General features: G+C 72.3%; 16 protein-coding genes. 5 read left to right on the forward strand and 11 right to left on the reverse strand.

Annotated elements, in window-relative coordinates:
- The first annotated feature begins 54 nt into the window (after positions 1–54).
- Positions 55–831 (forward strand): alpha/beta hydrolase, encoded by a 777-nt coding sequence (locus QUY26_RS28835; protein WP_289951652.1) that lies wholly within the window; start codon positions 55–57, stop codon positions 829–831.
- A 127-nt stretch (positions 832–958) separates the two neighbouring features.
- Here QUY26_RS28835 and QUY26_RS28840 read toward each other — a convergent pair whose 3' ends face one another.
- From QUY26_RS28840 to QUY26_RS28855, 4 genes are all read right to left on the reverse strand, one after another.
- Positions 959–2,023, reverse strand: a complete 1,065-nt coding sequence (locus tag QUY26_RS28840; RefSeq protein ID WP_289951653.1) for a LacI family DNA-binding transcriptional regulator — start codon at positions 2,021–2,023, stop codon at positions 959–961.
- A 111-nt stretch (positions 2,024–2,134) separates the two neighbouring features.
- Entirely contained in the window at positions 2,135–3,811 is a 1,677-nt protein-coding gene (locus QUY26_RS28845) for an extracellular solute-binding protein (RefSeq protein WP_289951655.1), read from the reverse strand.
- A gap of 34 nt (positions 3,812–3,845) precedes the next feature.
- Positions 3,846–4,709, reverse strand: coding sequence for a carbohydrate ABC transporter permease (locus QUY26_RS28850; protein ID WP_289956144.1), 864 nt, complete (start codon positions 4,707–4,709; stop codon positions 3,846–3,848).
- A gap of 29 nt (positions 4,710–4,738) precedes the next feature.
- Positions 4,739–5,593 (reverse strand): ABC transporter permease, encoded by an 855-nt coding sequence (locus tag QUY26_RS28855; protein WP_289956146.1) that lies wholly within the window; start codon positions 5,591–5,593, stop codon positions 4,739–4,741.
- A gap of 446 nt (positions 5,594–6,039) precedes the next feature.
- On the opposite strand from QUY26_RS28855, the gene QUY26_RS28860 reads away from it, so the two are divergent.
- Together QUY26_RS28860 and QUY26_RS28865 are read left to right on the forward strand one after the other, a co-directional pair.
- Complete coding sequence (locus QUY26_RS28860; RefSeq protein ID WP_289956148.1) at positions 6,040–7,011, forward strand: hydroxyacid dehydrogenase; 972 nt, start codon at positions 6,040–6,042, stop codon at positions 7,009–7,011.
- 53 nt (positions 7,012–7,064) lie between these two features.
- The gene (locus tag QUY26_RS28865) at positions 7,065–7,487 is read left to right on the forward strand and encodes a DUF5990 family protein (RefSeq protein WP_289951657.1); all 423 of its coding nucleotides are present in this window, start codon (positions 7,065–7,067) and stop codon (positions 7,485–7,487) included.
- A 90-nt stretch (positions 7,488–7,577) separates the two neighbouring features.
- On the opposite strand, the gene QUY26_RS28870 is transcribed toward QUY26_RS28865, so the two are convergent.
- Together QUY26_RS28870 and QUY26_RS28875 are read right to left on the reverse strand one after the other, a co-directional pair.
- The gene (locus QUY26_RS28870) at positions 7,578–8,222 is read right to left on the reverse strand and encodes a DUF305 domain-containing protein (protein WP_289951659.1); all 645 of its coding nucleotides are present in this window, start codon (positions 8,220–8,222) and stop codon (positions 7,578–7,580) included.
- 4 nt (positions 8,223–8,226) lie between these two features.
- Complete coding sequence (locus tag QUY26_RS28875) at positions 8,227–8,898, reverse strand: DUF3105 domain-containing protein (RefSeq protein ID WP_289951662.1); 672 nt, start codon at positions 8,896–8,898, stop codon at positions 8,227–8,229.
- Between the two features lie 447 nt (positions 8,899–9,345).
- On the opposite strand from QUY26_RS28875, the gene QUY26_RS28880 reads away from it, so the two are divergent.
- Positions 9,346–10,707 carry a glutamine synthetase family protein gene (locus QUY26_RS28880; protein ID WP_289956150.1) on the forward strand — a complete coding sequence of 454 codons (1,362 nt, stop codon included), beginning with the start codon at positions 9,346–9,348 and terminating at the stop codon, positions 10,705–10,707.
- A gap of 124 nt (positions 10,708–10,831) precedes the next feature.
- Here the strand turns inward: QUY26_RS28880 and QUY26_RS28885 are convergent, their stop codons facing one another.
- Both QUY26_RS28885 and QUY26_RS28890 read right to left on the reverse strand, forming a co-directional pair.
- On the reverse strand, positions 10,832–11,266 hold the full coding sequence (locus QUY26_RS28885; protein WP_289951665.1) for a VOC family protein: 435 nt from the start codon (positions 11,264–11,266) through the stop codon (positions 10,832–10,834).
- Between the two features lie 53 nt (positions 11,267–11,319).
- On the reverse strand, positions 11,320–11,832 hold the full coding sequence (locus tag QUY26_RS28890) for a pyridoxamine 5'-phosphate oxidase family protein (RefSeq protein ID WP_289951667.1): 513 nt from the start codon (positions 11,830–11,832) through the stop codon (positions 11,320–11,322).
- Between the two features lie 119 nt (positions 11,833–11,951).
- Here QUY26_RS28890 and QUY26_RS28895 point away from each other — a divergent pair, with 119 nt between their 5' ends.
- Entirely contained in the window at positions 11,952–15,005 is a 3,054-nt protein-coding gene (locus QUY26_RS28895; protein WP_289951670.1) for a bifunctional [glutamine synthetase] adenylyltransferase/[glutamine synthetase]-adenylyl-L-tyrosine phosphorylase, read from the forward strand.
- Between the two features lie 37 nt (positions 15,006–15,042).
- On the opposite strand, the gene QUY26_RS28900 is transcribed toward QUY26_RS28895, so the two are convergent.
- The 3 genes from QUY26_RS28900 to QUY26_RS28910 all read right to left on the reverse strand — a co-directional run bounded on the left by QUY26_RS28900 (position 15,043) and on the right by QUY26_RS28910 (position 18,888).
- Positions 15,043–15,912 carry a phosphatase PAP2 family protein gene (locus tag QUY26_RS28900; protein WP_289951672.1) on the reverse strand — a complete coding sequence of 290 codons (870 nt, stop codon included), beginning with the start codon at positions 15,910–15,912 and terminating at the stop codon, positions 15,043–15,045.
- A gap of 116 nt (positions 15,913–16,028) precedes the next feature.
- Positions 16,029–17,066 carry a LacI family DNA-binding transcriptional regulator gene (locus QUY26_RS28905; RefSeq protein WP_289951674.1) on the reverse strand — a complete coding sequence of 346 codons (1,038 nt, stop codon included), beginning with the start codon at positions 17,064–17,066 and terminating at the stop codon, positions 16,029–16,031.
- 49 nt (positions 17,067–17,115) lie between these two features.
- Entirely contained in the window at positions 17,116–18,888 is a 1,773-nt protein-coding gene (locus tag QUY26_RS28910) for a glycoside hydrolase family 13 protein (RefSeq protein ID WP_289951677.1), read from the reverse strand.
- Positions 18,889–18,966: the final 78 nt, after the last annotated feature.

Here is an 18,966-nt window from a genome sequence, read left to right on the forward strand (position 1 = left end):
GCCGGGTCCACAGGGTCCTTCGTCCGGATCGACGGGGTTCCGCATCACGTGGACGTGACCGGGACCGGGCCCGTGTGCGTGCTCAGCGCGGGCCTCGGCCTTGCCTGGCGCGAGTGGGACCCCGTGGTGGCGCTCCTCGCCCCCTCCCGTACCGTCGTCCGCTTCGACCGCCCCGGGCTCGGCTTCAGCGGGCCCGCGCGGGAGGCGCCCACGCTGGCGGGGGAGGCCGAGCGGATCGGCCTCGTGCTGGACGCGGTGGGGCTCGGCGGGGCGGCGGTGACCGTCGTCGGGCACTCGCTCGCCGGGTTCCACGTGGAGGCGTTCGCCCGCCTCTGTCCTCGGCGGACGGCCGGGGTGGTGCTGGTCGACTCCAGCGTGGCGGAGTCGGCGCGGGCCGTTCCCGCACGGGCCGCGCGGGTGGCCGCCGCCCGGGTCGGCGGGGCGGTGCTCGGGGCGGCCGGGGTGCCGCTCGCCGTGGGGCCGCCGGCGCGGTGGCTGGCGGGGCGCCCGGCGCCGCGGGAGCTGTGCTCGCTCTACGGGGCGAGTCGGGTGTGGCGGGCGGGACTCGTGGAGTACGCGACGTACGGCGACGTGGCGCACGGACTCGCGGTGCTGCGGCGCGGGACGCGGATGCCCGCCGGGGCTCCGGTGTCGGTCCTCGCGGCGTCCACCGCCCGCACCCCCGCGTCCGACCCCTGGCTGACCCGCCAACGCGCCCTGGCCACGGCACTGGGGGCGACCTACCGCGCCCTGACCCCGGCGGGCCACCTCCTGATGCGCGCACGCCCGGAGGAGGTGGCCGGGGCGATCCTCGCGACGAGCGAGGCGTGACGGCGTCGTCGGCGTGTGCTGTGCCCACCCTCCCCCCGAACCCCCGAACCCCAGCGACGCCACTCGACCAGTCGCCGCACCGGCCCCCCGGTCGGCGGGACAGGACAGAGCCTCGTGGGGCGGCGGCTCAGGCGGACCCCGGGACCACGGCAAGACGCCGCACGCTGGAGCGGACCACGATGTGGGTGCCGAGGACGTGCCGCTCGGGCCCCGACCGCGGCGGCGCCCCCGCGAGGGCGAGGCGGACGGCGGTGCGTCCCATCTCCTCGGCGGGGATGTGGACGGTGGTGAGCCCGGGCGTGATGTCGGAGGCGACGGGATCGTCGTTGTAGCCGACGACGGACACGTCCCCGGGGACGGAGAGCCCGTACTCCCCGAGGGCGACCACCGTGGCCGCGGCCACCCGGTCGTCCCCGGCGAACACGGCGGTGAACTCCGGCTTCCCGTCGGACTCCCGCAGCAGGTCCCGGATCGCCTCGTACCCGTGGTGCGGCCCGAACCCGACCCCGCGCACGATCGCGTCGGACCGCGGCACCCCGTGGTCGTCGAGGGCCCGCAGATAGCCGTGGACCCGGTCCTCCCCGGTGGTGTTGCCGGGCTGGTAGCCGATGAGGGCGATGCGCCGGTGCCCGGCCCCGAGCAGATGGCTGGTCACGGCGTAGGCGCCCGCCTCGTTGTCGTACTCGACGACGAGGGCGGGCACGTCGGGCGCGGGCGCGGGCCGCCCGCACAGCACCAGGCGGGAGCCCGCGGCGGCGAGGGCCTCGGCGTACCGGGCCATCCGCTGCCGGTACTCGTCGTCCTCGATGACCCCGCCGACGAGGACGACCGCCTCGGCGGCCTGCTCCCGCATCATCTGCACCAGCGCGAGCTCCCGCGCGGGATCGCTGCCGGTGGAGGCGACGAGCGTGAGCCGTCCGTGCCGGGCTGCCTCCATCTCGACGCCCTGCGCGACGTGCGCGTAGAACGGGCTCAGCACGTCGTAGGTGAGCACCGCGATGGTCTTGCGCCCGGCGCCCGCCAACGCGCGCGCGTGCGCGTTGACGACGTAGTCCAGTTCCTTCACGGCCCGCTGCACCTTCGCCCGCGAGGCCGCGGACGTCGGATAGTTGCCCGCGAGGACCCGCGAGACGGTCGCCACGGAGACCCCCGCGCGTGCGGCGACTTCGCGGATGGTGACCCGTTCCCCCACTGTTGCCTCTCCTCGACTCGCCCGGCCCCGGCCGCCCTTGGGCGGCGGACGAACGCGCGCACGACGTACGAGCGGCGCGCCCGGGACCATCATCGCGCCCCCGCCCCCGCCTCAGTGCGCCGCCTCGTACTCCTCCTCGAATTCCTCCGCGCACTTGTCGCCGCCCTGCGACCGCCACTTGCGGTACACGTCGTCCCAGGAGGACAGGCTCTTGCGGCCGGAGACGACGGCCGTCACGCCGTCCTCGACGATCTGCTGGAGCGAGGCGCCGACCCGGTTGAAGGTCGCCGACTGCAGCCCCCAGCGGTCGTTGCGAGCGAGCAGCGGCACGACCTTCTTCTCCCAGGCGTGCAGGCGCTTCGTGAGAGCGGCCTGCCCGGGGAAGTACAGCGGCTGCGGCGCGTCCATCAGGTACGGGAACGGCAGGTTCGTACGGGACTCGACGAGACCGCGCTCCGTGGGGATCGGGTCGCCCGCCTTGTCGAAGCGGAAGTGGGTGCCCTCCACTCCGTAGTGCATCAGCTGGTACTCCTTGGAGCCGAACGGCGAGGCCAGCCAGTCGAGGACGCGCAGCATGAGGCGGATGCGCTCCTTGGACGCCTTCTTGACGACGGTGTAGCCGAAGCAGCCGCGGTTCTGCTGGTAGACGGGGCTCGCGCCGGGCACTTCGTAGGGCACGGCGGCGTCCAGGGTGTACGCGTCCTTGATGCCCTGCGCGTTGGAGAGCACCGCGCCCCAGCCGTCCGTCATGGAGCGCACGGTGCCGTTGTAGAACTGCGTCTTGAGGTCGACCTGGGAGATCGAGGTGGCGTCGGAGTTGTAGGCGCCGTCGGCCCGCAGTCGCGCCATGAACTCCAGGGCGGCCTTGAACTCCTCGGTGCCGTACATGGGCGTGACCCTGCCGCCCTTGAACCGCCACTCGTTCGGCGCCCCGTGCCACATGGCGTGGTACAGGTAGCCGTAGTAGCCGACGGTCGAGGTGCCGAGCATGTGCTTGCCGCCGCCCGAGCCCTCCTTGACCATGGCCCGGAAGGCCGGTGCCGACATGCCCGGCCGGTAGCCCGCTTTGTCGAAGGCCTCACGGTTGATGAACATCGCGCCCTGCACCTTGGCCCGCTCCACCGGCAGGCCGTAAAGGCGCCCCCCGATCCGGCCCATGCCCTCCCAGGCGTAGGTGGGGATGCCCGCGAGGTTCGGGTAGTCCTTGACCGCGTCGCCCGACAGGTACTCCGACAGGTCGGCGCAGCGGGCCTTCACGAACTGCGCCTCGCGCGGCAGGACGTACCCGCCGCCGATGTTGATGAGGTCGGGCAGGTCCCCGCTGTCGCCCGCCATGAGCGTCGCCATCTTCGAGCGGAAGTCCGCGTCCGGCACGACCGTGAACTCCACCTCGACGCCGAGGGCTTCGTTCATCGCCTGCCAGTACTTGTTGGACCCCGCGGGCTTCGGCGGCGTGCCGTACGTGATGGTCAGGACGCGGATCTTCTCCTTGCCGGTGCCCGCCCTGCCGTCCGTCGCCGTCACCAGGCGCTGCGGATACGAGGTGAAGCCCGCCTGCACGCCCGCGGTGCTCGGGGCGAGGTCGGGCGCCGGGCCCCGGGTCGGGGTGAAGGTCGGCCAAGGGGCCATCTTCTTCCCGGCGTTGGACACGCCACCACCGCCGCCTGAGCCGGTGGCACAGCCGGTGAGGACGGCCGGGGCGGCGAGGGCGGCGCCGCCGACGGCGATCGAGCGCAGCAGCGCACGGCGCCCCATGGGGCGGCGCGAGGAACCCTGGGTACCTGACATGGGGTCAACCTTTCGGCGGGGACGGGGAGTCGGATCAGCTCTTGATGGCGCCGGTGAGCACGCCCTTGGTGAAGTACTTCTGCAGGAAGGGGTAGACGAGCAGGATCGGCACGGTCGCGATCACGAGGACGGCCATCTGGGTCGTCTGCGACGCGGAGACCTGGCCCGCCTCGCTCAGGCCCGTGTCGGCGATCTGGGAGCCGCCGATGACGTACGTACGGAGCACCTGGGAGAGCGGCCAGTGGTCGGACTCCAGGTAGATCGAGGCATGGAACCAGGCGTTCCAGTAGCTCACCGCGTAGAACAGCGAGACCACCGCGAGTGCCGCCTTCGACAGCGGGAGCACGACCCGCCACAGGATCTGCCAGTCGTTCGCGCCGTCCAGGCGCGCCGCCTCGTACAGCTCCTCGGGGATGCCCTGGAAGAAGCCGCGCAGGACGATCAGATTGAAGACGTTGATGAGCACGGGCGCGATCAGGGCCGTGTACGTGTCCATCATTCCCATGCCCTTGACCAGCAGGAACGCCGGGATCATGCCGGGCGGGAAGAGGAAGGTGAACAGGATCAGGAGCAGCACCGGCTTGCCGCCGAAGACGCCGGGGCGGGCGAGGGCGTAGGCGAGGAAGGTGGTGCAGGCGAGCGAGAAGAGGGTGCCCGCGGCCGTCAGGGCGACGCTCACGCCGAGCGCTTCGGTGACGATGCCGCCGCTGAGGACGGTGCGGTAGGCGCGCAGCGTCGGCTCGCTCGGCCACAGCACCCAGCCGCCGCCCGCGACGACCTCCCGGTTGGACGCGAGCGAGGTGGAGACGATCACCAGGAAGGGAATCAGGACGAGTGCGAGGACGACGGTGACCGCCACGCCCTTGGCGGCCCTGGTGAGCGGCCGGGGCCGCTCCATCCAGGCGGGGCGGACGGCGCTGTGGCTGCTCACTTGTAGACCCCCTGCTCGCCGAGCCGGTGTGCGATCCGGTTGGCCGTGAAGACGAGCGCCGCGCCGACGACGCCCTTGAAGAGTCCGGCGGCGGCCGCGTAGCCGGTGTCGCCGCCGACGATGCCCTGCCAGAAGACGAAGGTGTCCAGGACCTCGCCGGCCTCCGGGCCCACCGACTGCCGTTGCAGCAGCATCTGTTCGAAGCCGACGGACAGGATGTCGCCGAGCCGCATGATCAGGAGCAGGATCACGATGGGCCGGATGCTGGGCAGCGTGACGTGCCAGAAGCGGCGCCAGGGGCCGGCCCCGTCGATCGCCGCGGCCTCGTAGAGCTGCTCGTTCACCTGCATCAGCGCGGCGAGGAAGATGATCGTGCCCCAGCCCGCGTCCTTCCAGATCACTTCGAGGACGACGAGCGGCTTGTACGCGTCGGGGTTGCCGATGATGTCGACGGTGTGCAGGCCCGCGTCGCTCAGCGTGGAGTTCAACAGGCCGGTGTCACCGAGGACTTGCTGGAACAGCGCGACGACCACGACCCAGGACAGGAAGTGCGGCAGGTAGATCACGGACTGCGTGAAGCGGCGCAGCAGGTCCGAGGTCAGGCTGTGCAGCAGGAGCGCGAGGGCGAGCGGTGCGGGGAAGAAGAAGACGAGCTGGAGCACCGCGATGAACAGCGTGTTCCAGGTCGCCTGCCAGAAGTCCGGGTCGCCGAACATCCGGCTGAAGTTCTCGGTGCCGACCCAGGGGCTCGCCCACAGGCCGTCGAAGGGGACGTACTCCTTGAACGCCACGGCGTTCGCGATGAACGCGCCGTAGTGGAAGACCAGGAAGTACGCGAGGCCCGGCACCATGAGCAGCACCAGGAGCCGAGTGCGCTGAAACCGTTTCCACTTCTCACCACGCCCGCTTTTGCGGGCAATTGCCCCCTTGGTGGGCTCCGTCGGCGGTGTCACCGCCTCGATTTCGGCCCGGTCCTTCGTCACCGCTGACACGGAACCCCCAGTCTTGAACACTGCTGTCGGGACAAGGTGCCGGGAATCTAAAGCGGTTACTGTCGCCGGTCAACCCCCTTCGCAGCGCTCTCCCTTGGTGCTGCCTGCCCACTCTTGACCGCTGTCACGGTGGGGGCCTAGCCTCCTGACGCCTGTCAGTAACCGTTTTCTACGAGAGGTGGCGACGCGTGCCCGATCAGCTGGAGCAGCCGCGTGAGACCGCGGAGCCGGGGGAGCCCACCGGGTCCGCGGAGCCCACCGGGTCCGCCGGGCCGAAGCGGCGCAGGCCGGCCGCCGCGGTCGCCATGGGTGCCGACGTGGTGGACCGCGTCCTCGCCCCCGCCCTGCGCCAACGCCTCGCCCGCAGCGTGGAGTTGCCGCCCGGCGCGCTCACCGGCGGACTCACCGGCGCCGACGCCCGCGCGGCGCTCTGGCGGGCCGAGATCCTCGTCACCGGCTGGGACTGCCCCCGCCTCACCGCCGACGTGCTCGCCCACGCGCCCCGCCTCCGCGCCGTCGTGCACGCCGCGGGATCCGTCAAACCCGTGGTCACCGACGCCCTGTGGGACCGCGGCATCCTCGTCTCCTCCGCCGCCGACGCCAACGCGGGCCCCGTCGTCGCCTACACCCTCGCCGCGATCACCTTCGCCACGAAGGGAGCGCTGCCCGCCGCCGCCCGCTACGCCGAACGCTGGCCGCCCTTCACCGAGCGCACCGGCGCCGACGCCCGCACCATCGGCGTCGTCGGCGCCTCCCGCATCGGCCGCCGCGTCATCGCCGCCCTCAACGCCTCCGACGCCGGACACCGCGTCCTGCTCACCGACCCCTACGTCACCCCCGCCCAGGCCGCCGACCTCGGCGTCGACCTCGTGGACCTGCCCGACCTCTGCCGGGCCAGCAGCGTCGTCACCCTGCACGCGCCCCAACTCCCCGAGACCCGCGGCCTCCTGGACGAGCGCATGCTTGCCCTCATCCCCGACGGCGGCGTCGTCGTCAACACCGCGCGCGGCTCCCTTCTCGACACCGACGCCCTGACCCGCGCCTGCGCCGCCGGCCGCCTCGACGCCTTCCTCGACGTCACGGACCCCGAACCCCTGCCGTCCGGGCACCCCCTCCTCTCCCTGCCGAACGTCCTGGTCACCCCGCACATCGCGGGCGCGCAGGGCAGTGAGGTGCGGCGGCTCGGGGAGTACGCGGTGGCGGAGGTGGAGCGGTACGTGCGGGGGGAGGCGCTGCTCGGGCGGCTGCGGCGGGAGGAACTGGGCCGCCTCGCGTGACCCCCGCCCGCGCGGACGGGCGGTTGTCAGACCCTCGTGGTGGACTGAACCGCATGACTCAGAAGCTGACCGTGCGCCTGGTGGGCCGTGATCTGCCCGGGGCCGAGTGCGGGGACTATCGGGACGTGCACGTGGGGGTGCAGCGCGGCGCGGAGCCCGACCAGCTGGTCCGGGCCGACGCGGCCGAGGCGGTGTTCGAGTTCGAGGTGGCCGTGGTCGCCGCGCCCGACGGCGGCAGCGACTTCAAGGGGCCTCATGTCCAGGGGAAGCGGGGTGAGCGCTTCTTCTACCTCACCTGGGGCGATCTGCCTCCCGGCGGGACCTTCGCGATGTTCCGGCGGGCCAAGCTGTGGTTCGGTGATCTGCCGGAGGAGGCTGTGGCGGCGGGGGCGGTCTCGGGGGAGGTCGGGCTCACGGACGGGACGGGGATGCCGTTGTGCGCCGGGGTGCGGCCGCCGGGGGTGGTGTGGGGGTAGGCCCTCGCGGGTGCGCGCCCCGGTCCCGCCCCTTCTCCGGAACCGGGGGCTGGAGAAGGGGCGGGACCGGGGCGCACCGCGAAGGCGTCCCTACGGCTTCGCGCCCCGCGCCTTCAGGAGGTCGGACATCAGCTCGACCTCGGACTCCTGGGACTCGACCATCCCCTGCGCGAGCCGCCGCTCAACCGGCACGTCGCACCGCTCGACACACCCCTGAGCCATATGGATGCCCCCCTTGTGATGGGTGGTCATCAGCTTCAGGTAGAAGATCTCGGCCTGCTTGCCGTTCAGCTCCCCGAGCCGCTTCATCTGCGCGTTCGTGGCCATGCCGGGCATGAGGGAGCCGTCGCCCGCCGAGGGGGCGCCGCTCATGTCCATCCACTCCATGGGCTCGCCGGGCGGCACCTTCGGCAGCTCCCACAGGTCGAGCCAGCCGAGCATCATGCCGCGCTGGTTGGCCTGGGTCTGGGCGATGTCGTAGGCGAGACGACGGATCTCCTTGTTCCGGGTGCGGTCCCGGACGACGTAGGACATCTCGACGGCCTGCTGGTGGTGGACGGCCATGTCCCGGGCGAACCCCGCGTCGGCGGACGTGGTCGACGGCGCGTCGGCGGAACCGGAGGAGCCGGAGGAATCCGAGGAGCCGTCGGTGGACGCGACGGCGGCGGTGATGCCGCCCGCCGCGAGCACCGCTCCGGCGACGGCCCCGATCAGCCAGTCCCTGCGCTTCCTCACGCCATCACTGCCCCAGGCCGTTGGTGCAGGCGGCACCGGGCTCGGGGGTCTGCTTGCCCTGGACGTAGGTGGAGAAGAAGGAGTCGACCTGCTCGTCGGCCGCGTCCGTCACCACCCGCTGGTGCCCCCAGGCGGACAGCAGGATCGGGTCCTTCTGCTTCTTCACCGGGCTCATCAGGGAGTAAGGGGTCTTCTTGACCTTGGCTTCCAACTTCTTCAAGTCGGCAGGCTTCGCCTGGTCGTTGTACGTCACCCAGACCGCGCCGTGCTCCAGGGAGTGCACGGCGTTCTCGTTCGGGACTTCCTTGGTGTAGACGTCGCCGTTGCAGTTCATCCACACCTGGTTGTGGTTGCCGCCGACCGGCGGGGTCACCGGGTAGTTCACCTCGCCGCCGACGTGGGTGCGGCCGAGCTTCTTGGCGTCCCAGACCCGCTCGCCGTCGGCGGTCGTGGTGAACTTGGCGACCGCCTTGGCGTCACCCGCCTTGCCGGATTCCTTGTCGTCGTCGGCCTGCGAGATGAGGAAGTAGCCGCCGACGCCGAGCGCGGCGACGATGACGGCGCTCAAGGTGATGGTGAGCACGCTGTTGCGGCGCTCGCGGGCGCGCTCGGCACGCCGCATCTCCTCTATCCGGGCCTTGCGCTCGGCGCTGCTCGTCTTCTTGGCGGAACCCATGGTGTGTCCTTCTGCGGAATGCGGCGGAGTCGGATGGGTTGAACAAGGGGCGGGGCATGGAACAAAGCGGTGCGTGGAACCCGTGGAACCAAAGGGCGGTACGCGGCACTGCCGGGGCCTTGCGAGTGCGTTGATCGTAGCCTCCGCGTCGGCGGGCGGAGGAGGCGCTCTGTCAAATACTGCACGGGCGACATGCGGAAGGCCGCCGCCATCCGGCCGATCCCGGCCAGGCGGATGGCGGCCGCCCCGCCCCGGGAGCCCCGCCGGGCCCCCTGCCCCGTATCAGGAACCCGTCCCGGATACCCCGTGCCCGGGCGAACGTGCACTATGGGCAAGGAGCAGCCGCAACGCGCACGAAACCGTGTGGTGGGATGCTCGTGTGCCGGGGCGACGTCCCGAGGCTTGGGAGCAGCCGGTTCCGACCAGCAAGGATGGGTGGAAGTCGAGATGGACAAGCAGCAGGAGTTCGTGCTCCGTACCCTGGAGGAGCGCGACATCCGGTTCGTACGCCTGTGGTTCACGGACGTACTCGGCTTCCTGAAGTCGGTCGCGGTCGCTCCCGCCGAGCTTGAACAGGCCTTCGACGAGGGCATCGGCTTCGACGGCTCGGCCATCGAGGGCTTCGCCCGTGTCTACGAGTCCGACATGATCGCCAAGCCGGACCCGGGCACCTTCCAGGTCCTGCCCTGGCGCGCCGAGGCCCCCGGCACGGCCCGGATGTTCTGCGACATCCTGATGCCGGACGGCTCCCCGTCCTTCGCGGACCCCCGTTACGTGCTCAAGCGGGCGCTCGCCAAGACCTCCGACCTCGGGTTCACCTTCTACACCCACCCCGAGATCGAGTTCTTCCTGCTCAAGGACAAGCCCCTGGACGGCTCCCGGCCGAGCCCCGCCGACAATTCCGGCTACTTCGACCACACCCCGCAGAACGTGGGCATGGACTTCCGCCGCCAGGCCATCACGATGCTCGAATCCATGGGCATCTCGGTCGAGTTCAGCCACCACGAGGGCGCCCCCGGCCAGCAGGAGATCGACCTGCGCTACGCCGACGCGCTCTCCACGGCCGACAACATCATGACGTTCCGCCTGGTCATGAAGCAGGTGGCGCTGGAGCAGGGGGTCCAGGCGACTTTCATGCCGAAGCCCTTCTCCGAGTACCCCGGCTCCGGCATGCACACCCACTTGTCGTTGTTCGAGGGCGACCGGAACGCCTTCTACGAGTCCGGCGCCGAGTACCAGCTCTCCAAGGTCGGCCGCTCCTTCATCGCCGGTCTGCTCCGGCACGCCGCCGAGATCTCCGCGGTCACCAACCAGTGGGTGAACTCCTACAAGCGCATCTGGGGCGGCTCCGAGCGCACCGCGGGCGCCGGCGGCGAGGCCCCTTCGTACATCTGCTGGGGCCACAACAACCGCTCCGCGCTCATCCGCGTGCCCATGTACAAGCCCGGCAAGACCGGCTCGGCCCGCGTCGAGGTCCGCTCCATCGACTCCGGCGCCAACCCCTACCTGACGTACGCCGTCCTCCTCGCCGCCGGGCTCAAGGGCATCGAGGAGGGCTACGAACTGCCGCCGGGCGCCGACGACGACGTCTGGGCCCTCTCCGACGCGGAGCGGCGCGCCATGGGGATCGAGCCCCTGCCGCAGAACCTCGGCGAGGCGATCGCCCTCATGGAGCGGTCGGAGCTGGTCGCCGAGACGCTCGGCGAGCACGTGTACGACTTCTTCCTCCGGAACAAGAAGCAGGAGTGGGAGGAGTACCGGTCCGAGGTGACCGCCTTCGAGCTCCGCAAGAACCTGCCGGTTCTTTAGGGCTCAGCCCGGTAGAAGCCGCAGGCGCGTCTGCTCGGTGTCCCGGCAGACGCGCCTGCGGCTTTGTTCTGGTTGCTCGCGCAGTTCCCCGCGCCCTTTACAGGGCGCCTCACTCGGCGACCCGTCAGGGTGAAGGGTGAATCGCCTCGCGCAACGGCGTCTTCGCCCGGACTCTGTACTCCTGGACGGCCCAGCCGTTGCCGTCGGGGTCCGTGAAGTACATGAACGTCGCCCCGTCCTGCTCGGAGTACTGGACCGGCTCGCTCACGTCCAGGCCACGGGCCAGCAGCTCGGCGTGGGCCTGCTTGATGTCGGCCACGCACAGCTGGAGGCCGTGGTAGCTGCCGGGCTCGGGGGTGGGCCCCGGCGTGGTCTCCCAGATGGCGTCGCCCAGCATGATGGAACAGCCGGACCCGGGCGGCGTGAGCTGCACGATGCGCACGCCGGGCAGGACCTCCGCGTCGATGTCGACGTGGAAGCCGCACTTGCTCTCGTAGAACTCCTTGGCGCGGTCGATGTCGCTGACGGGCACGCCGATCACTTCGAGTGTGTAGTCCATGGGACGAGTACAGCAGCGATCGGGCGGCTTGTCCGGGCGAAGGGCTCCCTGCCTCAGGAGAAGCGGTAACGCGTCTGGCTGAACGGCTCGCCCTTGCCGAACCCGAACGCTGTTCGGGGCGCCACCGCGAAGACGTACGCGCGTCCCGACGGGTGCAGGAAGCAGCCGTCCCCCACGTCGTAGTGGAAGAAGCCGCCGTACTTCTCCTGCCAGGCCGCCGCGAGCTCCCGCAGCAGCGCCTCGTCCGTGGTCCGCACCGCCGTGCCCTCGACGACCACGTCCAGGCCCTCGTCCCAGAGGTTGGCGCCGGTCGTCAGGACGACCTCGGGGTTGGCTTCCAGGTTGCGGGCCTTGCGCTCCTCCGGGCCGGTGGAGAAGTACAGGTCACCCCCGTGCCACAGGGCGCTCAGCGGGGTGACGTGCGGGCGCCCGTCCGGACGTACCGTCGAGATCCAGAACAGCTCGGCCGCCGCGAGGGCGTCCCGGGCCTGTGACCAGGGGGTCGGGGCGACCCCCTCGCTGCTGTAGCGGGCATCGACATCGGTACGGGGGTCCTGGCTCGGCATGACGCGGCCTCCTGCTCTCCATGTTCCTGTCCCAGGGCGGACCGCGCACGCGGACGGAACCCATCGGCCGGGCCCTGGGTAGGCTCGGGGCCAGGAACAGGCGAGCGAAGGGCGCGGGGATGACGGTGCCGCAGGGGCGCAGGAGCAGCATGTTCACGCGGCTGCTGCGGTACGGGTTCACCGACCCCTCCGCCGCCGAACGCCTCCTGGCCGCGCCCGAGCTCGACGCCGTCCGCACCGACCCGGTGCTCCTCGACGCCCTGGGCGCCACCGCCGACCCGGATCTGGCGCTGCTCGGCCTGGTCCGGCTCGCCGAGGCCCAGCCGTCCGACGGCGCCGGCACCGCGCGCCGCGAGCTGCTCGACACCCTGATCAGCGCCAAGCCCCTGCGGGACCGCCTGCTCGGCGTCCTCGGGGCCTCCGAGGCCCTCGCCGACCACCTGGCCCGGCACCCGGGGGACTGGCGGGCCCTGGTCACCTACGAGGCCTCCGATCTGCACCCGGGCGTCGCCGAGTTCGAGCGGGGCCTCGCCGAGGCCGACGACCCGGTGTCGCTGCGCGTCGCCTACCGGCGCTGCCTGCTGTCCATCGCCGCCCGCGACGTCTGCGGCACCACCGACGTAGCCGAGACCGCCGCCGAACTCGCCGACCTCGCCACGGCCACCCTGCGCGCCGCGCTCGCCATGGCCCGCAGGGCCGCGCCCGCCGACGCCGCGCAGTGCCGCCTCGCGGTGATCGCGATGGGCAAGTGCGGCGGCCACGAGCTGAACTACGTCTCCGACGTCGACGTCATCTTCGTGGCGGAGGCCGTCGAGGGCGCCGACGAGGACAAGGCACTGCGGGCGGCGACCCGCCTCGCCTCGCACCTGATGCGGATCTGCTCCGAGACCACGGTCGAGGGCGCCATCTGGCCGGTCGACGCCAACCTGCGCCCCGAGGGCAGGAACGGCCCGCTGGTGCGGACCCTGTCCAGCCACCTCGCGTACTACCAGCGGTGGGCGAAGACCTGGGAGTTCCAGGCGCTGCTCAAGGCGCGGCCCGTCGCCGGCGACGCCGAGCTGGGCGCGGACTACGTGGCCGCCGTCGCCCCGCTGGTGTGGCAGGCCGCCGAGCGCGAGAACTTCATCGACGACGTGCAGAAGATGCGCCGCCGCGTCATCGAGAACATCCCCGCGGGCGAGGTCGAACGTGAGCTGAAGCTCGGCCCCGGCGGCCTGCGCGACGTCGAATTCGCCGTCCAGCTGCTGCAGTTGGTGCACGGCCGCGCCGACGCCTCGCTGCGCAGCGGCACCACGCTGGACGCCCTCGCCGCGCTCGCCGCGGGCGGCTACGTGGGGCGCGTGGACGCCGCCCAGCTCGACGACGCCTACCGCTTCCTGCGCTCCCTGGAACACCGCATCCAGCTCTACCGCCTGCGCCGCACCCACCTGCTGCCCGACGACGACTCCGACCTGCGCCGCATCGGCCGCTCCCTGGGCATGCGCACGGAACCCCTCACCGACCTCGCCCGCGCCTGGAAGCGGCACACCTCCGTGGTCCGCCGCCTGCACGAGAAGCTGTTCTACCGCCCGCTGCTCGACGCCGTCGCCCAGCTCGCCCCCGGCGAGTCCCGGCTCAGCACGGAGGCCGCCAGGGAGCGCCTGGTGGCCCTCGGGTACGCCGACCCCGGCGCGGCCCTGCGGCATCTGGAGGCGCTGGCGTCCGGCGTGACCCGCAAGGCCGCCATCCAGCGCACCCTGCTGCCCGTCCTGCTCGGCTGGTTCGCGGACTCCGCGGACCCCGACGCGGGCCTGCTCGGCTTCCGCAAGGTCTCCGACGCGCTCGGCAAGACCCCCTGGTACCTGCGGCTGCTCCGCGACGAGGGCGCCGCCGCGGAGAACCTGGCCCGGGTCCTCTCGGCCGGCCGGTTCGCCCCCGACCTGCTGCTGCGCGCGCCCGAGGCGGTGGCGCTGCTCGGCGACGCCCGCGGCCTCGAACCACGCGAACGCGCCCCCCTGGAACAGGAGGTCCTCGCCGCCGTGGGCCGCGCCGACGGCGGCGAGCAGGCGGTCGCGGCGGCCCGCGGGGTGCGGCGGCGCGAGCTGTTCCGCACGGCGGCCGCCGACATCATCGCCTCCTACGGCACCGAGGAGAGCCCCTTGCAAGGGGGTGTGCGCGAAGTGCTCGGGACAGGGGTGGTGGCGGGAGACGGGCGGGTCGACGGGGGCGCCCTCGTCGACCACGTCGGCACCGCCCTGTCCGACCTGACGGCCGCCACCATCGCGGGCACGCTGCGCGCGGTGGTCCGCGAGGGCTGGGGCGAGACCCTGCCGACCCGGTTCGCGGTCATCGGCATGGGCCGCTTCGGGGGCCGCGAGCTGAGCTACGGCTCGGACGCGGACGTGCTCTTCGTGCACCAGCCCCGCGAGGGCGTGGACGACCAGGAGGCCGCGAAGGCCGCGAACGCCGTCGTCGCCGAGATGCGGCGGCTGCTGCAACTCCCGAGCGCCGACCCGCCCCTGGTCATCGACGCGGACCTGCGCCCCGAGGGCAAGTCGGGTCCGTTGGTACGCACCCTGAAGTCGTACGAGGCCTACTACCGCCGCTGGTCCCTGGTCTGGGAGTCGCAGGCGCTCCTTCGCGCCGACCCGGTCGCCGGCGACGCCGACCTCGGCCGCGCCTTCATCGAGCTCGTGGACCCGCTGCGCTACCCCGCCGAGGGCCTGGGCGAGGACGCCGTCCGTGAGATCCGCCGCCTGAAGGCCCGCATGGAGTCGGAGCGGCTGCCCCGTGGCGCCGACCCCACCCTGCACACCAAGCTCGGCCGCGGCGGCCTCTCCGACGTGGAGTGGACCGTGCAGCTGCTGCAGCTCCAGCACGGCTGGGCCGAGCCGGGGCTGCGCACCACCCGCACCCGCGAGGCCCTGCACGCCGCGTGCGCGGCGGACCTGATCGCCACGGAGGACGCCGCGATCCTCGACGAGGCCTGGGTCCTCGCCACCCGCGTGCGCAACGCGGTGATGCTGGTGCGGGGCCGCGCGGGCGACACGTTCCCGTCGGACGGCAGGGAGCTGGCGGCCGTCGGGCGGTACTTGGGCTATGACGCGGGCCAGGTCGGCGTGATGCTGGACGACTACCGCAGGATCACCCGGCGGGCGCGGGCGGTGATGGAGGAGCGGTTCTACGGGGCGTGAGCGGCCGCAGGGCGCCCCGGGAGGGCTTCCGGGCGCCCTACCGGGCGAACGCCTTCTTCCGCGGCTCCGGCTCCGGCACGAGCTTCGGCAGGGCGTACGGCAGCTTCCCGTACCACAGGCGCGCCACCGCGTAGCCGAACGCCAGGCAGATCATGCCGCCCACCGCGTCCAGCCAGAAGTGGTTGGCCGTGGCCACGATCACGACGAGGGTGAGCGTCGGGTAGAGCAGGCCGAGGACCCTCACCCAGGGCACCGAGGCGAGCGCGAAGATCGTCAGGCCGCACCACAGGGACCAGCCGATGTGCATCGACGGCATGGCGGCGTACTGGTTCGACATGTTCTTCAGGTCGCCCGAGGCCATCGAGCCCCAGGTGTTGTGGACGACGACCGTGTCGATGAAGTCGCCGCCGGGCATCAGGCGGGGCGGCGCCAGCGGATACAGGTAGTAGCCGACGAGGGCCACCGCCGTCGTCGCGAAGAGGACCAGGCGGGTGGCCGCGTACCGGCCGGGATGGCAGCGGTAGATCCACACCAGGACACCGAGCGTCACGATGAAGTGCAGTGTCGCGTAGTAGTAGTTCATGCCGACGATGAGCCATGTCACCGAATCGACCGCGTGGTTGACCGAGCGCTCGAAGGCGAGGCCGAGGCTGTGCTCGACGTCCCAGATCCAGTCGGCGTTGCGCAGCGCGGCCGACTTCTGCTCCGGCACGGCGTTGCGGATCAGCGAGTACGTCCAGTAACTCACCGCGATCAACAGGATCTCGAACCACAGCTTCGGGCGCCGGGGCGTGCGCAGCCGACGCAGGAGATTCCGCCCATTGCGGTCATCTGCCTCGCCCGCGATGGGGGATGAGGTGGTGGGCCCCTGCTGGCCTTCCAGTGTCGTCACAGTCATCTCACCCATGGCACAGAGTCTGCCAGATAGCCACCACTGCTCAGATCATCCCCCGGTCGGGTCCCGGTCGCATCAGCTACGCCCCAGGGACGAGGAGATCCGCTCCGCCGCAAGGACGACGGACCCTAACCTTGGGGGGCCGCGCGCGCCGCCGTCGAGCCCCTGACCACCAGCTCCGGCATGAACACGAATTCGCTGTGGGGGGCGGGGGTACCCCCGATCTCCTCCAGGAGGGTGCGCACCGCGGCCTGGCCCATCGCGGGCACCGGCTTGCGGACCGTCGTCAGCGGCGGATCGGTGAAGGCGACGAGCACCGAGTCGTCGAAGCCGACCACGGAGACGTCGTCCGGGACCTCCAGGCCCCGCTCGCGCACGGCCCGGATCGCGCCGAGCGCCATCATGTCGCTGGCGCACACCACGGCCGTGCAGCCCCGGTCCAGGAGCGCCGCCGCCGCTGCCTGTCCGCCTTCGAGCGTGTACAGGGAGTGCTGGATCAGCTCCGCCTCGATGTCCTCGACGGCCTCGGAACCCAGCCGGAACGTCTCCCGCATCGACCGCGTGAACCCCTCGATCTTCCGCTGTACGGGGACGAAGCGCCGCGGCCCGAGGGCGAGCCCGACCCGGGTGTGCCCGAGCGAGGCCAGATGCGTGACCGCCAGGCGCATCGCCGCCCGGTCGTCGGGCGAGATGAAGGGCGCCCGCACCTTCGGCGAGAAGCCGTCCACGAGGACGAACGGCACGCCCTGCGCCCGCAACTGCTCGTAGCGCTCGGTGTCCGCCGTGGTGTCCGCGTGCAGGCCCGAGACGAAGATGATGCCCGCGACGCCGCGGTCCACCAGCATCTCGGTCAGCTCGTCCTCGGTGGAGCCGCCCGGCGTCTGGGTGGCGAGCACCGGGGTGTACCCCTGCCGGGTCAGGGCCTGGCCGATCACCTGGGCGAGGGCGGGGAATATCGGGTTCTCCAGCTCCGGCGTGATCAGGCCGACCAGGCCCGCGCTCCGCTGCCGCAGCCGCACGGGCCGTTCGTAGCCGAGGACGTCGAGGGCGGCGAGCACGGACTGGCGGGTGGCCGCAGCGACGCCCGGCTTGCCGTTCAGGACCCGGCTCACGGTCGCCTCGCTGACCCCCGCCTGTGCTGCGATGTCGGCCAGTCGCGCGGTCACAGGATGGGACTGTACCGGTCGTCCCGCACGCTGCCCACAAGGCGGGGTCTCACCGCTCCCACCAGACCGTCGCGTCGGGCGGCAGCACGGCGTCGGCCCCGGGCCCGCCCAAGTCGGCCGCAGGGGTGCGCGAGTTGAGGCTGCACAGCAGCGGGGTGCCGGGGGCGGGGAGGGTGACGGGGCGGTCGGTGAGGTTCGTGGTCACGACGAGGGTGCGGCCCGCGGCGGCCCTTTGGAACGCGAGCACGCCCGCGGGCGTCTCCTGCCACTCCACGTCCCGGCCCGCGCCGAGCGCCGGGTGCGCGCGGCGCAGCGCGAGCGCCGCCCGGTACAGCTCCAGGGTCGAGGCCGGATCGCCCTCCTGCGCCGCGACCGTGAGGTCCGCCCACTCCGCGGGCTGCGGCAGCCAGCTGGGGCCGCCCTCGACGGGCCCGAACCCGAACGGCGGCCGCGCCCCGGACCACGGCAGCGGCACCCGGCACCCGTCCCGCGTGCCCTCCTGCCCCGAGCCCTGCCGCCCTTCGTGCCCGTCCTGGCCGTCCTGCCCGGCGCCGCGGAAGAACGCCGGGTCCTGGCGCACCTCGTCGGGCAGGTCCGTCACCTCGGGCAGGCCCAGCTCCTCGCCCTGGTAGAGGTACGCCGAGCCCGGCAGGGCCAGCATCAGAAGGGTGGCGGCGCGGGCCCGGCGCAGCCCCCGTGCCGGGTCGCCGTCGGCGAGGCGCGTGGTGTGCCGCACCACGTCGTGGTTGGAGAGCACCCAGGTCGCGGGCGCGGCCACGGAGTTCATCGCGTCCAGGGAGCGGTCGATGACGGCGCGCAGCGCGGCCGCGTCCCAGCCCGTCGTCAGATACGCGAAGTTGAAGGCCTGGTGCAGCTCGTCGGGGCGCAGGTACAGCGCGCTGCGCTCCACCGTGGGCGTCCACGCCTCGGCGACGGCGATGCGCTCGCCGTCGTAGCCGTCGAGCAGCGCCCGCCAGTCCCGGTAGATCTCGTGCACACCGTCCTGGTCGAAGTAGGGCACGGGCGCGGCGCCCAGGAGCTTGACCTGCTCGCCGTGGCCGACGTCCGGCAGGCCCGGCGCCTTGATCAGGCCGTGGGCGACGTCCACGCGGAAGCCGTCGACGCCGAGGTCGAGCCAGAAGCGCAGGACGGAGCGGAACTCGTCGCGTACGGCGGGGTGTTCCCAGTTGAAGTCGGGCTGCTCGGGGGCGAACAGGTGGAGGTACCAGTCGCCGGGGGTGCCGTCGGGGTCGGTGGTGCGGGTCCAGGCGGGGCCGCCGAAGACGGACTCCCAGTCGTTGGGCGGCAGTTCGCCGCCCGGGCCCCGGCCGGGGTGGAAGTGGAAGCGCTCCCGCAGCGGTGACGCGGGCCCGTCGGCCAGGGCCGCGCGGAACCACTCGTGCTGGTCCGAGCAGTGGTTGGGCACGATGTCGACGATCACCCGCAGGCCGAGGTCATGGGCCCGGCGCACCAGTTCGTCGGCGTCGGCGAGGGTGCCGAAGACGGGGTCGACCGCGCGGTAGTCGGCGACGTCGTACCCGGCGTCGGCCTGCGGCGAGGCGTAGAACGGGGACAGCCAGACGGCGTCCGCGCCGAGATCCCTGAGGTGCGGCAGGCGGGCCGTCACGCCCGGCAGGTCGCCCATGCCGTCGCCGTCGGAGTCGGCGAAGCTGCGCGGATAGACCTGGTAGATGACGGCGTCGTGCCACCAGCCGCCGCGAGCGGCGCGGACGCCGTCGGTGGTGGCCTCGTCGGCTTCGGCGCGGACGCCGTCCGTGGCGGTGGTGACGTCGGCGGTGGCGTCGGTGATGTGCTGCGTCATGAAGTCCCTTGCCGGTACGGGGATCCCCTGCCGTTCCCCACAGTGTCGCCCCGACGGATCCGGGCACTGGGATGAACG

The organism is Streptomyces flavofungini, from assembly GCF_030388665.1.
GTDB classification, from domain to species: Bacteria; Actinomycetota; Actinomycetes; order Streptomycetales; family Streptomycetaceae; genus Streptomyces; species Streptomyces flavofungini_A.

Bases quoted from the DNA above. Each gene is read 5' to 3' on its own strand.
- QUY26_RS28910 (WP_289951677.1), bottom strand. From the start codon at position 18,888: ATGACGCAGCACATCACCGACGCCACCGCCGACGTCACCACCGCCACG.
- QUY26_RS28860 (WP_289956148.1), top strand. From the start codon at position 6,040: ATGGGTGCCGACGTGGTGGACCGCGTCCTCGCCCCCGCCCTGCGCCAA.
- QUY26_RS28885 (WP_289951665.1), bottom strand. From the start codon at position 11,266: ATGGACTACACACTCGAAGTGATCGGCGTGCCCGTCAGCGACATCGAC.
- QUY26_RS28880 (WP_289956150.1), top strand. From the start codon at position 9,346: ATGGACAAGCAGCAGGAGTTCGTGCTCCGTACCCTGGAGGAGCGCGAC.
- QUY26_RS28865 (WP_289951657.1), top strand. From the start codon at position 7,065: ATGACTCAGAAGCTGACCGTGCGCCTGGTGGGCCGTGATCTGCCCGGG.
- QUY26_RS28845 (WP_289951655.1), bottom strand. From the start codon at position 3,811: ATGTCAGGTACCCAGGGTTCCTCGCGCCGCCCCATGGGGCGCCGTGCG.
- QUY26_RS28875 (WP_289951662.1), bottom strand. From the start codon at position 8,898: ATGGGTTCCGCCAAGAAGACGAGCAGCGCCGAGCGCAAGGCCCGGATA.
- QUY26_RS28895 (WP_289951670.1), top strand. From the start codon at position 11,952: ATGACGGTGCCGCAGGGGCGCAGGAGCAGCATGTTCACGCGGCTGCTG.
- QUY26_RS28855 (WP_289956146.1), bottom strand. From the start codon at position 5,593: ATGGTGCCGGGCCTCGCGTACTTCCTGGTCTTCCACTACGGCGCGTTC.
- QUY26_RS28900 (WP_289951672.1), bottom strand. From the start codon at position 15,912: ATGGGTGAGATGACTGTGACGACACTGGAAGGCCAGCAGGGGCCCACC.
- QUY26_RS28850 (WP_289956144.1), bottom strand. From the start codon at position 4,709: ATGGAGCGGCCCCGGCCGCTCACCAGGGCCGCCAAGGGCGTGGCGGTC.
- QUY26_RS28890 (WP_289951667.1), bottom strand. From the start codon at position 11,832: ATGCCGAGCCAGGACCCCCGTACCGATGTCGATGCCCGCTACAGCAGC.